Source organism: Caulobacter sp., assembly GCF_049283275.1.
GTDB lineage: Bacteria > Pseudomonadota > Alphaproteobacteria > Caulobacterales > Caulobacteraceae > Caulobacter.
The window spans coordinates 19,010-35,126 of record NZ_JBAPVS010000003.1 but is presented as its reverse complement, the minus strand read 5'-3'; the positions used below and the strand labels follow the sequence as shown (position 1 = coordinate 35,126).

The 16,117-nt window shown below is 65.5% G+C and carries 13 protein-coding genes; 10 read left to right on the top strand and 3 right to left on the bottom strand.

The genetic code is table 11. The features are described 5' to 3' along the window. From WAL33_RS00205 to WAL33_RS00190, 4 genes are all read left to right on the top strand, one after another. Window positions 1–378 (top strand): hypothetical protein (locus tag WAL33_RS00205; protein WP_422177328.1); only part of this gene is annotated, 378 nt, incomplete at its 5' end. 93 nt (window positions 379–471) lie between these two features. After that, entirely contained in the window at window positions 472–1,752 is a 1,281-nt protein-coding gene (locus WAL33_RS00200; RefSeq protein WP_422177326.1) for an outer membrane beta-barrel protein, read from the top strand. A 41-nt stretch (window positions 1,753–1,793) separates the two neighbouring features. Then, entirely contained in the window at window positions 1,794–4,010 is a 2,217-nt protein-coding gene (locus WAL33_RS00195) for a GumC family protein (protein WP_422177324.1), read from the top strand. A gap of 58 nt (window positions 4,011–4,068) precedes the next feature. Next, window positions 4,069–5,958: an O-antigen ligase family protein gene (locus WAL33_RS00190; protein WP_422177322.1), complete on the top strand. Its 1,890-nt coding sequence runs from the start codon at window positions 4,069–4,071 to the stop codon at window positions 5,956–5,958. Window positions 5,959–6,005: 47 nt separating this feature from the next. Here the strand turns inward: WAL33_RS00190 and WAL33_RS00185 are convergent, their stop codons facing one another. Then, window positions 6,006–6,635, bottom strand: a complete 630-nt coding sequence (locus tag WAL33_RS00185; protein ID WP_422177320.1) for a sugar transferase — start codon at window positions 6,633–6,635, stop codon at window positions 6,006–6,008. A 211-nt stretch (window positions 6,636–6,846) separates the two neighbouring features. Between WAL33_RS00185 and WAL33_RS00180 the strand changes: the two genes are divergently transcribed. Further along, the gene (locus WAL33_RS00180) at window positions 6,847–7,005 is read left to right on the top strand and encodes a hypothetical protein (protein ID WP_422177318.1); all 159 of its coding nucleotides are present in this window, start codon (window positions 6,847–6,849) and stop codon (window positions 7,003–7,005) included. A gap of 126 nt (window positions 7,006–7,131) precedes the next feature. Here the strand turns inward: WAL33_RS00180 and WAL33_RS00175 are convergent, their stop codons facing one another. Then, a complete protein-coding gene (locus tag WAL33_RS00175) occupies window positions 7,132–7,881 on the bottom strand; it encodes a transglutaminase-like cysteine peptidase (protein ID WP_422177316.1) in 750 nt (249 codons plus the stop codon). A gap of 386 nt (window positions 7,882–8,267) precedes the next feature. On the opposite strand from WAL33_RS00175, the gene WAL33_RS00170 reads away from it, so the two are divergent. The 4 genes from WAL33_RS00170 (at window position 8,268) to WAL33_RS00155 (ending at window position 13,248) form a co-directional block, all read left to right on the top strand. Beyond that, window positions 8,268–9,014, top strand: a complete 747-nt coding sequence (locus WAL33_RS00170; protein ID WP_422177314.1) for a metallophosphoesterase family protein — start codon at window positions 8,268–8,270, stop codon at window positions 9,012–9,014. A gap of 77 nt (window positions 9,015–9,091) precedes the next feature. Continuing rightward, window positions 9,092–9,703, top strand: a complete 612-nt coding sequence (locus WAL33_RS00165) for a polysaccharide biosynthesis/export family protein (protein WP_422177312.1) — start codon at window positions 9,092–9,094, stop codon at window positions 9,701–9,703. 63 nt (window positions 9,704–9,766) lie between these two features. Beyond that, window positions 9,767–10,762 (top strand): UDP-glucose 4-epimerase GalE, encoded by a 996-nt coding sequence (gene galE, locus WAL33_RS00160; protein WP_422177310.1) that lies wholly within the window; start codon window positions 9,767–9,769, stop codon window positions 10,760–10,762. Window positions 10,763–10,833: 71 nt separating this feature from the next. Continuing rightward, window positions 10,834–13,248 (top strand): EAL domain-containing protein, encoded by a 2,415-nt coding sequence (locus tag WAL33_RS00155; protein WP_422177308.1) that lies wholly within the window; start codon window positions 10,834–10,836, stop codon window positions 13,246–13,248. A gap of 3 nt (window positions 13,249–13,251) precedes the next feature. Here WAL33_RS00155 and WAL33_RS00150 read toward each other — a convergent pair whose 3' ends face one another. Next, on the bottom strand, window positions 13,252–14,781 hold the full coding sequence (locus WAL33_RS00150; RefSeq protein WP_422177306.1) for a helicase HerA-like C-terminal domain-containing protein: 1,530 nt from the start codon (window positions 14,779–14,781) through the stop codon (window positions 13,252–13,254). 117 nt (window positions 14,782–14,898) lie between these two features. On the opposite strand from WAL33_RS00150, the gene WAL33_RS00145 reads away from it, so the two are divergent. After that, window positions 14,899–16,044: an AI-2E family transporter gene (locus tag WAL33_RS00145; protein WP_422177304.1), complete on the top strand. Its 1,146-nt coding sequence runs from the start codon at window positions 14,899–14,901 to the stop codon at window positions 16,042–16,044. Window positions 16,045–16,117 lie beyond the last annotated feature (73 nt).

Below are 16,117 nucleotides of genomic sequence, written 5' to 3'. Positions count from 1 at the left end.
GAGCAGAAGCTCGCCGCCATCCAGGCCGCGGTCGCGGCCGCCCTGGCCGCGAGCGGGGCCTCCCCCAGCGTGATCCAGGCTGCTCTGGTCCAAGCCGTGGCTGGCGGCATCGTCAGCGCCGGCGTGGCCATCGCGGTCGCCGCGAGCGTTTCGCCGGAAATGGCTCAGGCCGTCGCCGCGGCGCCGGCTGTTGTCGCTCAGTTGCAGGCCACGGGCCAATCGGCCACGGTCACGGCCGCGACCAACGGCGGGAACGGCGTCAGTGTTCTGGTCAATCTTCAAGGCGTAGCGGCCCCCGGCGCCAATGGGGCTCCGACGCCCCCTCCGGCGGCCTACGATCCGTGCGCCGGCGTCATCGCTGCCTACTGCGGCGGCTAAAAAAGCCGATTACGGCTCGTTCGGTCGCGTTTCTTTGATCTTGATGTGTTTGTCCTGAAAGAGCCGACCGGCTTTCGAAGGTGGGGATAGAATATGAAACTGTTCACTTCGACGGCCATCGCGGTCGCTATGTCTGTAACCTTGCCCTGTGTGGCGGCCGCTCAGGACTCTCAGAGCGTCGGTTCGACCGTTTCGTCCAATTTCAGGCGCGATCAGAACGTCAGTGTCCGTCAGCGGCCCAGGCCGGACTATGAGGCGCTCGGCATCAAGATGGGGGGCTTCACGGCCTATCCCCGCCTGACCCTGTCGGCGAACCACGACGACAACATCTACGCCACGGCAATTGACGAAGAGGCCGACACCGTCTGGCGCGTGAGGCCGGAAGTGGCCCTGCGTTCGAACTGGTCGCGCCACGCCCTGGGCGCCTATGCCGCGGCCTCGTTCAATCGTCACGCTGACTTCAGCTCGGAAAACACCGAGGAATACACGCTGGGCGTCGATGGGCGAGTGGACATCGAGCGCGGCTCCACGATCGTCGGATCGTTGCAGTACGAAGAGCTGACCGAAGCGCGGACCTCGCCGACCTCGCCGTCGGCGGCCACCTCGCCGGTCCAATATTCCTTGGTCGTCGGCAGCTTGAACGGCGTGAAGGAATTCAACCGTCTGCGACTTCTGGCCTCGTTCGACAGCAAGCTCTACGACTACGAAGACGCGCACAACGCCGCCGGCGGCGTGATCGAACAGGACACGCGCGACCGTGATGAGTTCCGCTTCGGCGGCAAGGCCGAATACGCCGTCAGCCCCGACACCGCCTTGTTTCTGGCGGTGAAGGGCAACAAGAAGGATTACGACCTGGCGATCGCCGGCCGCGACTCGGACGGCTATACGGCCACGGTCGGCGCCAATTTCGAACTGTCGCAGGTCATCCGCGGCAGCCTTGAGGGCGGCTACATGAAGCAGTCCTACGATAATCCGGCCTATACCGACATTGACGGGTTCAACGCCTTGGGGCGGGTGGAATGGTTCCCGACCCAATTGACGACCGTGACCGTGAACGGCGCCCGGACGATCGAAGAAGCGGTTGCGGTCGGAGCGCAGGGCTACATAGCCTCCACCGTAAACGCCAGCATTGACCACGAGCTGCTTCGTAACGTGCTGCTTTCGGCGCAGGCGAGCTACGAGGACGACGACTATCGTTCCATCGACCGTAGTGATAAGCGAACGGGGTTCGGTGCTTCCGCGACCTATCTGATGAATCGTAACGTCGCCCTGATTCTGTCCTACAGCTTCCTGAAGCAAGAATCTTCGGGGAGCGACAAGTCCTCGTCGTTCGACGATAACAAGATCGCGGCTTCCCTCGCTCTACAGTTCTAAACGACGTGAATGGCTAGCCCCGTGTGATTATGAGAGTACCCATGGACGGCTCGGCCTTCGAGACTCAGCAAGTGGCCCCTTTTCACCAGGGGGCTTCTTTTGACCTAAACGTCGTCATCGCCACGTTCCGCCGTAGACTCCGTCTGTTCGCGGCCGTGGCGCTGGCTGTCTTCGTCGCGGTGTTGCTCTACACGTTGCAGGAAACGCCCCGTTATACGGCCAGCGCGCAAGTGATGCTCGACGTTCGCCGGGAACAGGTCACCGACATGAGCGCTGTGCTGTCGGGTCTTCCGGCGGACACCGCGGTCGTCGACACCGAGGTCGAGGTTCTGCGGTCGCGATCGCTCGCCGGCCGGGTGGTCTCGGCGTTGAAGCTCGAAGAGAATCCGGAATTCAATCCCAGCCTGAAGGGCGCCCGCGGGCCCGCCTCGTGGCTTCCCTGGGTGAAGAAGGCGGTCGCCCCGACCGCTGCGCCGACTCCGGACGAGGCCCAGCGCCGCCGAGAGCGCGTTGTCGATCGCGTGCTCGGGAATTTGGAGGTCCGTCGTTCGGGCCTGACCTATCTTATCCAGGTGCAGTACACCGACAAGAATCCGACCCAAGCGGCCCGGATCGCCAACGCCTTCGCCGATCTCTATCTGACCGAACAGCTCGAAGCGAAGTTCGAGGCGACCAAGAAGGCCAACGAGTGGCTGGACACCCGGGTTGGCGAACTGCGCGGCCAACTGCAGCAGGCCGAGGCCGACGTCCAGCAATACAAGATCGCCAACAACCTGCTCAGCGCCGAGGGCGCGACGTTGACCGAGCAGGAAATCTCCGGCCTGAATCAACAGCTCGCCAGCGCGCGCGCCTCGCAGGCCGAAACCGACGCTCGCCTGAGCATCGCCCGCAGCCAATTGGCGCGCGGCAGCAATGGCGAAGATGTCGGCGAGTCTCTGGGTTCGCCGGTGGTCCAGCGGTTGCGCCAGCAGCGTGCCGAGCAGAGCGCCAAGGTCGCCGACCTCGGCGGCCGGTACGGCGATCGCCACCCAGACCTGCTGAAGGCCAAGCGCGAGCTGGCTGACATCGACAGTCAGATCCAAGCCGAAATCCGCCGCATCATCTCCAATCTGGAAGCCCAGGCTCAGGTCGCGCGGCAACGCACAGGCTCGATGGCCGGCAGCGTCGCGGCGTCGAAGGGCGCCTTGGCCGGCAATAACCGCGCAGGAATCCGTTTGGGCGAACTCGAGCGCAGGGCCGAGTCGGTTCGGACGCTCTATGAATCTCTGCTGTCCCGTTTCAAGCAGACCTCCACCAACCAAGGCATCGAGCAGGCCGACGCTCGCGTGGTGTCGCGGGCCAAGATTCCGTCTTCGCCGAGCTATCCCAAGCCGACGCTGAATTTGACGCTTGGCCTGATGTTCGCCTTGACCTCGGGCGCCGCCGCGATTGTCCTGGCTGAGATCCTGATGGCGGGCGTGTTCACCGAGGACGAGGTCGAACGCCGCCTTGGCTTGCCCTATCTGGGCGCCGTGCCGCTGCTCGCCTCGACGATGGACGGATCCAAGAACGCGGGAAAGATCAGCCCGGCCGACTATTTGCTGGAGAAGCCTCTTTCGAGCTTCGCCGAAAGCTTCCGCAAGCTGCGGGCGGCGATTCTGTTCTCGAAGGTCGGCGAAACGATGAAGGTGATCCTGATCACCTCGTCCCTGCCGGACGAAGGCAAGACCACGACCACCTTCTCGCTGGCCCGTACGTTGGCGACCTCGGGCGCGAACGTCGTCGTGGTCGACTGCGATCTGCGGCAGAGCGCGATCAACCGCTTCCTGCCGGCTGCCCCGGCTCAGGGGTTGATCGAGGTCCTCAATGGACTCTGCACCCTGGATCAGGCCCTGGTCACCGACGTTAGCGGCGCGCGCGTCTTACCCTTGGCGAGGTCGGCCTATACGCCGCGCGATGTGCTGGGCTCGCCCGCCATGTTGAATCTCCTGCGGGAGCTGCGACAGCGTTTCGACGTGGTGCTGCTCGACACTGCTCCGCTGCTGGCCGTGGCCGACACGCGAATTCTCGCGCCCCATGCCGATGCGGTCGTGATGCTGGCGCGCTGGAAGAAGACGCCGATCAAGGCCATCACCTCTGCGGTCGCGCTGCTTCAGAATCGGGGGATCTTCCTGGCCGGCGTAGCCCTGACCCAGATGGATATGGACGCTCAGTCCCGCTATGGCTACGGCGACGCCAACTACTACTACAAGAGCTATCGCAAATATTATGCGGACTAGGATGGCGGCGCGGCCGTCGTCGCCGTCGGAGGCCGCCCCCCGGACCGGCGCCCGGCGCTTGGAGCTTTCGGAAAAGCTTTGGGGCGTCGCGCTGCTTGGCACGGTCTTTCTGGCCGTGATGGCCTTCGGCGCCAGCGATCTTGGCGTAGCGGCGTTGTTTTCCTTTCTCCATGCCGCCCTGCTGGCTCTCCTCTTGGCGACGTCAAGCTGGGCCCGGCGCGATCTTCGGCGGCTGAAGGACTGGAAGGCCTCCGCCATCCTGTTCGCCATTCTGATGGCGGCCGTGCTTTGGCCGCTGACGCCATGGGGGCCGGGCGGTCCCCATCCGGCCTGGTCCTATTTGCCAAAGACCGTCGGAAGCTTGACTCTCGATCGTTCGGCCCTGGTCCTCAATGTGGTTCAGTTCCTGGGCTTGGCTTGCCTGTTCGTCACGGGCCGGATCATGGGGCTGTCGGAGGCCCGGGCCCGCTGGTTCCTGCGCGCGGCGGTGTTCGCGGTGGGGGCGTATGCGGCCGCTGCATTTCTCGACCAGGTGTCGGTGCGCCGCGCCGCGAGGCTCACGGCGACACTGCTCAGCCCCAACAGCGCCGCCACCGTGCTGGGCGGTGGCCTGTTATTGTCCCTAGGGTTGATGACTCATCGTTTTCGTCGAAACGGCGGGCTGATCAACTGGAGAAATCCGGACCTGATGACGGTTCTGGCCGCGAGCGCTTCCGCCGCTCTGGCGGTCGCCTTGCTGCTGACGGCCTCAAGGGGCGGGATCGCGGCGGTCCTGATCGGTGGGGCCCTGTTTCTGATCTGGGAAACCCTGTCCCAGCGCCATCAAATCCGCGCCAGCGTCATCCTGGGTTCGATCGCGGCGGTCCTCTTGATCGCGGCCTTGATCCTGCGCAGCGCCGACGGTGTAGCCGAGCGCCTCAACGCCGCGGCTCGTGACGCAGATTTGCGCGCCATGATCTTCTCGGTCCACTGGGAGGCGTTTCGCGCAACGCCCTGGAGCGGCTTTGGCCTGGGCGCTTTTCCGACCGTGAACCAGTTGGTCATGACCCGCGAGACCCTGCCGGCGCTGTTCGACGTCCGCGCAGTCCACAACCTGTACCTCCAGTGGCTCGAAGAGGGCGGGGTCGTGGGTTCGATGGCGATGCTGGCCTTGTTCCTCTGGCTGGCCTGGCCGATCCTGAAGGGCGGCTTCCGAAGCGACACAGCGGGGATCTGGTGTCGCGCCACCCTCTGCGCCGCGGTGGCGTTCTTGATCCACGGGATCACCGACTTCGGGCTCCAGGTTCCCGCGATCCAGGCTCTAGCGACCATGATCCTTGGCGTCGTCGGAGGGATGGTCGCCGGTCGCCGGGGCGCGCGGGAGGCTCTAAAGGCTCCCGAATGGCCAGTTTCCGTCGCGACGGGCGGAGCCATGGTGGTCGGCTTAGTCGCCTTGCTGGTGGCCGCGCCCCTGATCGCGGGGAAGGCCGGCGCGGATCTGGCGGATTGGCCGACCGCGCCGGCCGACGCCTTGGCGCGGGCGGTCGAAATCGGCCTGGCCAAGCCTGACCCCTCGGTGAAGCAGCTTCGTCGACTCGACCGGCTGAGCACGCGAGAACTCGCCATGCGACCTGCGTCAGGCGCGGCGTGGCTGAGACGAGCGGCCGTTGACGTCGCCCTCGATCGTAATGCGGACGCCGATCTGGCGCTCCAGCGCTCCTTCGCCGTCTCGCCCCTACAGACCAGCCTGTTCACACGGCGCACGCTGTTCGCCTACGAGAACTGGGATCGGCTGAGCCGATCGTCGCGGGATCAGACGATCTATCAGATGCAGGCGGAATGGCGGCGGCGACCGGCGAGACGCCAGTTCGTCGCCATGGCCAACAGTTTGCACAATCCGGCGGGCCGGGTCGGTATGGCGCTGCAAATCACGGCGCTACAGTTTGAGCCCAAGTCGCCTCTGAACTAAGAAGTCGCCGCTGCCGAACCGGGTTGATCCGCGCCGGGGCGCCGGCCTCAATAGGCGTTTCTGGCGAGCAGCAAATGGGGGATCGTAAGCAGGGCGATCCGCAAATCCGAAGCCAGAGACCAATTGTCGATATAGGCGATATCGGCCCTCACGCGGGCGACCATCTCCTCGAGGTCCGTGGTTCCACCGCGCAGGCCGCTGATCTGGGCCAAGCCAGTCAGGCCCGGTCGGGCCTGAAAGCGCAGATGATAGGTGGGGATCAGGGCGCTGTAGTAGGTGTCGTGAGCCTGGGCGTGGGGACGGGGCCCGATCAGGGACATGTCGCCCCGCAACACATTGATCAGCTGGGGAAGCTCATCGACGCTGCTGGCGCGGATCAGGCGGCCGATGTTGGTCACGCGGTTATCGCTGCGCTGGGCCTGGACGACGTTGTCGCCGTTCTCCTCGACGCGCATGGAGCGCAGCTTGAGGATCGTGAACGTACGCCCGTTGAGGCCGCCTCGGGTTTGCCGAAAGAGCGCCGGGCCAGGGGATTCCAGTTTGATGAGCAGCGCCGCCAGCAAGAGCACCGGAGCGAAGAAAACCAACAGCAAAGCTGACGCCAAAATGTCGCAAATGCGCTTGATGGGATCTGCCGCCACTGGAGAAACAAATTCCGCAGTGTCGTGTTTCAGCACTTCAGTGTTTGCTCCCCCGCTCACCGCACTGCTCCCCCTACTCATCGCGGAACCTCATCCGAGGTCGTTCATGCGGCTTTTTAGCGCAAGGGAATTGCCGCGTCGCCAATAAACGATTCGATAACCATAGATAATCGTTAAGGCGCCTAAACCTTATCCGTTAAACGACGTTTAGGGCTGAACCGCTAGTGTTCATGGCAAGGAGACCGCCATGTCCATCATCCCCGCTCAGACGCCTTTCGTTGGTTTGAAAGTCACTGAGCCGCGTGTCGCGCGTCGTTGGCCCCGGGCCGTCGGCCTTGGTCTGGCCGCCCTGGCCTCGGCGGGGTTGTGGGTCTGGCTGATCATCGCTGTTCGCTATTTCATCTGACGAACCCGATCATCTCCACGCGAAAACGCCCCGCGGTTCTCCGCGGGGCGTTTTGCGTTTGAGCTGGTCGTCCGTGAGGGCGGCGGAGCGATCACGGATCGTCGGCTTCGCCTCAGGCGACCTGCTTTAGGCGACCTTCTTCCACTCCGGCGAGCCGGGCGCCTGGCGCTCGATCCAGCGGTAGTTCAGGTCGCCCCACGGCGTGGCCCAGGGGGTCAGGTTGTCCAGCACCCAGTCGCCGGACTCGAAGCGGACCAGCAGGACCGCGTGAGTTTCGCCGCGCGCCGTGACGGCGACCGCCATCGACATCGCTTCGGCCGGCACGCCGGCCGCGATCAGTCGGCGGCGCTTCTCCAAGGCGTAGTCCTCACAGTCGCCGTACATCTTGCCGTCGATCACGCGCGGCAGCGACCAGAACTCCAGCAGGCCATAGAGATCGAAATCGTTGGCCTTCTGGACCTCGCGATTGACGTCGCGATTGAGCGTGTTGACCAGCCGCATCTGCGATTTGTTCAAAAAGACAGGCTTCGCCAGCTCGCTCGGCGCGGCGGTTTCGGCCAAGGTCACGGGCGGGGCGGACTCTGCCGTCGGGAGGGCCGCGCCGCCCACCACCCCCGAGGACATGAAGGTGGGATCAATGGCCGGCGTGAAGATCTGCACCTGCTCCACCTGAAGCGGGGCGGGGTTCTCGGTTGCATCGGTCTGGAGTCGGGCGATCGATTGCGGGTCGCCGCCGACTGACGAGGTGGTCAGCACGCCGGTCGAGGCCGCGAGCGCCATCACGGGCGCCGCGGCGCTGCTTACACAGACGCTTTCGTCTCGTTGGCAAAGATCGACGAAGCCGGGCGGCGGCGCGGCGCCCTCGCCCAGGGGCATGAACGCCGGTCGTTCCGCGTGAGCCGCCGTGGTTAGCGAAAGAAAAACCACTGCGCTGCTGAATTTAAAAAGTATCGAGCGGATATTCATGGTCGATCTCGGCTATTAACCCGAGACTAAATTGCCGCTTCGACCTAAATTTTGGCTCAAATAACTTAGTAGTTTAAAGATCAATAAGAATAGTTAGTTTGATATTAAGATTAACTCCGCCTTACAGGGGCGTAAATTGTACCTTTACGAGTGTGCTTTATTTGTTGGTAACCATGGGGCTTGCGAGTTGAAGGCGGCGCGCGTTTGGGGCAAGTTGTCCCGTCAATCCAGCGCCCCGGCGCGACGGTCACGTGATGGTGCTCAGACTTTTTCGACCACGGGTGCGGGACGCCCGAGTGGTCTCGACGGGCGGCCAAGTCGTCTATGCGATCGGCGATATCCATGGTCAGCTCGAACTGCTGGACCAATTGCTGGAGACCATCGCCCGCGATTTCCACGCCCTGAAGCGGGGGGACCGGCCCGTGCTGGTCTTCGTGGGCGACTATGTCGATCGTGGTCCGATGTCGAAGGGCGTGATCGATCGGCTAATCGAGCTTGGCGCGAAGGCGCCGCCCGACGGCTTCCAGGTCCGCACTCTGATGGGCAATCACGAACAGACGATGCTCGCGTTCCTGGAAAACCCCGAGGCCGGCCCGGCCTGGGTCGAGTTCGGCGGCGGCGAGACCCTAATGTCTTATGGCGTCGATCGGCCGCCCTCTCGCGCAGAGCCCGAGGTCTGGCGGGAAGTCCAGGTCGCGCTGCGGCGAAACCTTCCTTCCGAGCACGTGACCTTCCTGCGTGGTCTCGAACTCTCCGCGGTCTATGGCGACTATCTGTTCGTCCATGCTGGTGTTCGCCCGGGTGTCCCGCTGGATCGCCAGAATCCGGAAGACTTGTTGTGGATCCGGGGTGACTTCCTTTCCCAACCCCATCGCCTGGATTACGTTGTCGTCCATGGACATACGCCTGACGAGGAACCGTTCATTGGTCCTTCGCGCATCAATATCGACACAGGCGCCTATGCGACGGGCGTATTGACAGCCGTTCGTCTTACGGAGGGGCCGCCGATCGTTCTTCAAGCTCGAAAGTCTTACAGAGCCTAGGCGGCAGAGCTTGTCGCTGCACTGTCCGCGTGCCATGACGCGTGAACAGGGACGAATGCTTTTTTGAGATGTCATCGATGCCCGTTGTGCGACGCATCCACCTTTCGGCGATGGCCCTGTTGGCCACTGCTATTCTTACCTTCGGGGCGAAGCCCTCCATCGCCCTGGCCCAAACCGCGCCGCCGGCCGCCGCTGTCGCCGCCGGGCCTGTGCCGACCGGCCCGGTCGAGCCTGATTATCAGCTGGGTTCGGGCGACAAGGTCCGGGTCACGGTCTATGGCGAGACCTCTCTGTCTGGCGAATTCTTCGTCACGGGCAGCGGAATGGTGTCCCTGCCCCTGATCGGTGAGGTCAGGGCGGCGGGCCTGAGCGTTCGACAGTTTCAGGAGGCCGTGCAAAACGCCTTGAGCGACGGCTATCTGAAGGAGCCGCGCGTCAGCGCCGAGGTGTTGAACTTCCGGCCCTACTATATTCTGGGAGAGGTCTCGAAGCCTGGCACCTATCCCTACATTTCGGGATTGACGGTGCTCAACGCCGTCGCCACGGCGGGCGGGTTCACCTACCGTGCTGACAAGGGCAAGGTCTTCATCAAGCGCAACGGCGAGTCCGAGGAACGCAAGTACCCGCTGGATCCCAGCACAACCGCCGCGCCAGGCGACACGATCCGCATCGGCGAGCGGTTCTTCTGACGTCGAGCGCGTCGTCCGCGGTCGTCGAGCCAGGGCGGCTTTCATAAACCCGGGGTCGTGGTGGTGAAATCAGTTCTGGTCGCAGGCGGCGCCGGCTATGTCGGATCGCATACCTGCCTGCGCTTGGCGCAAGAGGGTTTCCAGCCCGTCGTGTTCGACGACCTGTCCAACGGTCACCGGGAACATGTCCAGTGGGGGCCGCTCGAGGTCGGCGACATTCGCGACGGCGCGCGACTGGATGCGGTGTTCGCCGCCCATGAGCCGGTCGCTGTCCTGCATTTCGCCGGCAGCATCGAGGTCGGCGAGTCGATCAGGAACCCCGGCAAGTTCTTCGACAACAATGTCGGCGGTTCGATCTCCCTGATCGAGGCGACGCGTCGGGCGGGGGTCGAAGCGCTTGTCTTCTCCTCGACCTGCGCCACTTTCGGCGATCCGGTGCGCTTGCCGATGGCGGAGGACCACCCTCAGGCCCCGCTCAATCCCTACGGCCGCAGCAAGCTGATGGTGGAGCAGGTTCTGGCCGATTACGCCCGGCTTGTCGGATTCCGCAGCGTGATCCTGCGCTATTTCAATGCGGCCGGCGCCGATCCCGAGGGCCGCATCGGCGAGTGGCACGAACCTGAAACCCACGCGGCGCCGTTGGCCATCGACGTGGCCCTGGGACGGCGGGATCATTTCACCATCTTCGGCGGCGACTACGACACCCGCGACGGCACCGCCGTGCGCGACTACGTGCACGTGCTCGACCTGGCCGACGCCCATGTTCTGTCGCTGCGCCATCTGCTGGCGGGCGGGGAAACCGCCAGTTTCAACCTCGGCACGGGCCACGGCACGACCGTCCGGGAGCTGATCGAAGGCGTGAAGCGCGCGTCAGGCCGTCCGTTGCCGGTGGTCGAGGCGCCGCGCCGTCAGGGCGACGCGCCCGTCCTGGTGGCCGACAACGCCCTGGCCAAGGCGAAACTGGGCTGGGCGCCGACCCACGATCTGGACGCTATCCTGAGCAGCGCCTGGCGATGGCATGCCGGCCGCGTTCCGCCTGTGGACACAGCGTTCGCGTAACGCAATTTTGCGAAACGCTTTTTTTGCACCTTCGCCGGTATTCATAGGACGAATTCCCTGGGGGGGCGTGCGTGCCGAAGGTCTTGACCTGCCTGACGACGGAGCATGACCTGCGTCTGGTCGTGGTCGCCGGCCTGATCTGCTTCGCCGCATGCTTTACGGCGTTCCGCCTCTATTCGCGCATGCGCGGGGCCAAGGGCGTGGTCCGGGCCGCGTGGTTGCTGCTGACCGGGCTGGTGTCCGGATCGGGCGTGTGGGCCACCCACTTCATCGCCATGGTGGCCTACGATCCGGGTCTGAAGACCGGTTATAGCCCGTCCGGCACCTTGCTGTCGCTGATGATCGCGGTGCTGTTCATGGCCGGCGGCTTCGCCGTGGCCTCGGCCCAGCGCTCCCGCACCAACGACCTCGCCGGCGGCCTGATCCTGGGCATGGGCGTGGCCGCGATGCACTATACGGGCATGTCCGCCTTCGTGACCCAGGGCTTTGTCCAGTGGGAACAGGCGACGATCGCCCTGTCCGTGCTGGCCGGCGTCATCGGCGCGGCGGGCGCCTTGCAACTGGCGGGGCGCGCGCGGAGCCTGCTCAAGCAGTTGGGTGGCGGCCTGGTCCTCGCGCTCGGGGTCTGCGCCCTGCACTTCATCGGCATGGGGGCGATCACCATCGTTCCCGACCCGTCGATCGACGTGCCCGACCAGATGCTGTCGGGCGCCATCCTGACCCTGGCCGTGACCTCGATCACCGGCATGATCATCCTGGGCGGTCTGGGCGCGGTGGCCATCGAGTCCGCGACCAGCCGCTCGGCGCTCGACCGCATCCGCCGCCTGGCCGACGCCGCCTATGAGGGCATCGTCGTGGTTCAGGATGGGCTGATCAACGACGCCAACGCCGCCTTCTGCGGCCTGGCGGGCCTTGAGCTGGACCGCCTGCTGCGCACGCCGCTCTCCGATCTGCTGACCTTCGACACCGACGCCCCGACCCGTGAGGATGTGCGCCGTGAAGGCGTGCTGCAGCCCGCCGACGGCGGCCGGGCGATCCCGGTCGAGATGTTCTCACGCCTGATGGACGACGGCGCCCGGTCCGAAACCTCGGGTCTGACGGTGTTGGCCGTCCGCGATCTGCGCGAGCGGCGCTCGGCCGAGGAGAAGATCCGCTACCTGGCCGAACATGACGGCCTGACCGGCCTGCCCAACCGCAATTCCCTTCAGGCCCGCTTGGCCGCCGCCCTGGACCGGGTCGAGGCGTCGGGCGAGAGCCTGTCGCTGATCTGCATCGACCTGGACCACTTCAAGGAAGCCAACGACCTGCACGGTCACGTGGTGGGCGACGCGCTGCTGGTCGAGACCGCGCGCCGGTTGCAGGACAGCCTGACCGCGCCGTCTTTCGCCGCGCGCCTCGGCGGTGACGAGTTCATCGTCGTCCAGGTCGCGGCCGGCGACCAGCCCGCCGCCGCCGCGGAGTTGGCGGGCCGGCTGTTGGAGACGCTGTCGGCGCCCACCGTCCATGAAGGCCAGGACCTGGCCATGGGCGTCAGCCTGGGCGTGTCGCTGTTTCCCGATGACGGCCGCACGGCCGAGGCCCTGTTGGCCAACGCCGACATGGCGCTCTATCGCGCCAAGGAAAGCGGACGCGGCGTCTATCGGTTCTTCAAGCGCGAGATGGACGAGTCGATCCGTGAACGCCGGACCCTGGCCCGTGAGCTGCGCCAGGCGATCATCGACGAGGAACTGATCGTCTACTACCAGCCGCTGGCGAGGGCGTCCGACGGCGAGGTTTGCGGTTTCGAGGCCCTGGTGCGTTGGAACCATCCGGTGCGCGGCATGGTCCCGCCGCTGGAGTTCATTCCTGTCGCCGAGGAGAACGGGCTGATCGGCCAGCTGGGCGAGTGGGTCCTGCGCCGGGCCTGCGCCGACGCCGTCACGTGGGAGCGCCCGCTGCGCATCGCGGTCAACCTCTCGCCGCTGCAGTTGAACCAGCCCGATCTGCCGAGCCTGGTGCACGAGGTGCTGGTGGCCACAAGTCTGTCGCCCAAGCGGCTGGAGCTGGAGATCACCGAAAGCGCCTTGTTCAAGGACTATCAGCGGGCGCTCGACAATCTGCGTCGGCTGAAGGCCCTGGGCGTGCGCATCGCCATGGACGATTTCGGCACCGGCTTCTCGTCGCTCTCGACGCTGCAATCGTTCCCGTTCGACAAGATCAAGATCGACAAGAGCTTCGTCGAGAACATCCATCGCCACGACCGCGCGACGGTGATCGTCCGCGCCGTGCTGGGTTTGGGCCGCAGCCTTGAGATCCCGTGCGTGGCCGAAGGCGTCGAGACCCAGGAGCAGATCGACTTCCTGCGCGGCGAGAATTGCGCCGAGCTGCAGGGTTATGCGATCGGCCGGCCGTCCCCCGTCGACGCCCTGTCGGTCTGGACGGTGGCCGGCGCGGCCTCCACCTACAAGCCGGTTCCGAAGAAGCCGCGTCGCCGCAAGGCCGCCTAGGCCCTACCGTCGCCGTGTCATGCTCCCCATCAGGCCGCGCATGATCTCCCGCCCGGCCTGGTTGGCGATCGTGCGGATCAGCGAGCTGGCGAAGGCCTCCGTCATCGACTGACGGCCGGACGCCCTGGGCCGCGGCGCGGCGCGCGTCTCGCGCGCCTCTTCTCGTTCCCGGATCTTTTCCGCGGCGGCCCGCTGGCGTTCGGCCTCGGCCTGGGCGGCGGCCGTGTCGGCCTGCTGCTGGGCCTGGACGGCGCGCCCTTGCAGGGTCTCGTAGGCCGAGGCGCGGTCCAGGGTCGTGTCGTAGAGACCGGCGACCGGGCTCTTGGCGATCAGGGCGGCGCGCTCTTCCGGCGTCAGCGGCCCCAGGCGCGAGGCCGGCGGGCGGATCAGGGTCTTCTGGACGACGCAGGGCGCGCCCTTGACGTCCAGGGTCGAGACCAGCGCCTCGCCGACGCCCAGGCCCTGGATGGTCTCGGCGGTGTCGAAGGCCGGGTTCTCCCGGAACGACTGGGCGGCGGCCTTCAGGCCCTTCTGGTCGGCCGGGGTGTAGGCTCGCAGCGCGTGCTGCACCCGCGCGCCCAGCTGGCCCAGCACGGCGTCGGGAATGTCGGCGGGATTCTGGGTGACGAAATAGACGCCCACGCCCTTGGAGCGGATCAGCCGCACGACCTGCTCGATCTTCTCCAGCAGCGGCTTGGGCGCGTCGTTGAACAGCAGGTGAGCCTCGTCGAAGAAGAACACCAGCTTGGGCTTGTCCTGATCGCCCACCTCGGGCAACTCCTCGAACAGCTCCGACAGCAGCCACAACAGGAAGGTCGAATACAGCTTGGGCGACTGGATCAGTTGGTCGGCGGCAAGCAGGTTGACGTAGCCGCGCCCGGCGACGTCGGTGCGCATGATGTCGGCCAGCCTCAGGGCCGGCTCGCCGAAGAAGTTCTCGGCTCCCTGGCTCTGCAGGGTCAGCAGCTTGCGCTGGATCGCCCCCACCGTGGCCGGCGAGACGTTGCCGTACTGGGTGCCGATCTCGGCGGCGTGGTCGGCGATGTATTTCAGCGCCGCCTGCAGGTCCTTGAGGTCCAGCAGCAGCAGGCCGTCCTTGTCGGCGACGTGGAAAACCACCGTCAGCACGCCTTCCTGCACGTCGTTCAGCTCGAGCAGCCGCGACAGCAGTACGGGGCCCATCTCGGAGATGGTGGTGCGGATCGGATGGCCCTTCTGGCCGAACAGGTCCCAGAACACGACGGGCGGAGCGGCCGGCGTCAGGACCAGGTCCATGGAGGCGGCGCGGTCCAGCATCTTGGCGTTGGGCGTCCCGATCGCGGCGACGCCCGACAGGTCGCCCTTCACGTCGGCGGCGAACACCGGCACGCCGGCTTCGGAGAAGGCCTGGGCCATGATCTGCAGGGTGACCGTCTTGCCGGTGCCGGTGGCGCCGGCCACCACGCCGTGGCGGTTGGAGCGATCGAGCCGCTGGGTGACAGGTCCTTCGCCAAGCCCAATCAGGATTTCGCCTTCGCCGATCGCCAGGGTCATACGCAACGTCCTTCGCATTGAGGGTTTAAGCCTAGCCCCGGCCTTGCGTCACGCCAATCGCCTCGCGCAATGTGGGGTCAGTCTCTAGACAGACGCCGAAGCAAAGAGATTCCGCCCATGTCCATTTCCCCCTCGATCACCGGTCGCAACGCCCTGGTGTTCCTGGCTGTTATCGCCGGCGGGGCGGCCCTGTACTGGATGCGCGGCATTCTCACGCCCCTGGCCATGGCGGTTTTCCTGGCCGTGATGATCGACAGCTTCGCCCGCGTGCTGCTGATGCGGGTGCCGCGCTTTCCCAAGGCGCTGGCCCTGCCGGCGGCCATCGTCCTGTCGATCGCCATGTTCGCGGCCGCGGTCTGGGTGGTGACCGCCAACGGCGCCAGCTTCATCGGGCAGATGCGCGAGTACGCGCCCCGTCTGAATGAGGTGATCGCCAAGGTCGCCTCGCTGGTCGGAATCAAGGTGGCGCCGACGATCGGCGATCTGATCAACCAGCTCGATCCCAGCAAATACGCCGGAGCAGCGGCCCAGAGCCTGCAGAACTTCGCGTCCAACGCCATACTGGTGCTGATCTATCTGGGCTTCATCATCGCCTCGCGGCGGGGTTTCAATCGCAAGATCGTCGCGCTCTATCCGCACCATGCCGAACGCGACGGCGCCATGCAGCTGTTCCAGCGCATCCGCAACGGGGTGGAGCAGTACCTGTGGATACAGACCGTCACCGGCCTGATGATCGCCGCGGCCGCCTGGGTGGTGATGATGGTGCTGCGATTGGACAACGCTCTGTTCTGGGCCTTCCTGATCTTCGTGGCCGCCTACATCCCGATCCTGGGCGGGGCGGTCGGCTGCATCCTGCCGCCCCTGTTCGCCCTGGTGCAGTTCCCCGACAGCTTCTGGCCGGCCCTGATCCTGTTCGGCGCCCTGGAGCTGATCTTCTTCGTGGTGGGCAACGTGGTGCTGCCGCGCATGCAGGGCGACACCCTGAACATGGACCCGACCGTCGTCCTGCTGTCCCTGGCCGTCTGGGGCGCCCTTTGGGGGGTGACCGGCATGTTCCTGTCCACGCCGCTGACGGTGGCGGCGATGCTGATCCTGGCCCAGTTCGACGGCACGCGCTGGATCGCCATCCTGTTGTCGGAAGACGGCGATCCCAGCGGCGAGGGCCTCCATCGCAAGGCGCCGGGAGCCTCCAGAAAGGCTCCGCCGGATAAAAAGGCCGGGCCTCCCCGGTCTTCTCAACGGAAGTCGGTCAGAGGGGCTTAACATTCCAAATGGCCTTCCTATCTAGAGCCTGTCGGCAGCCCCCCATGCCGACCCCGCGCGACGCAGTCCTATT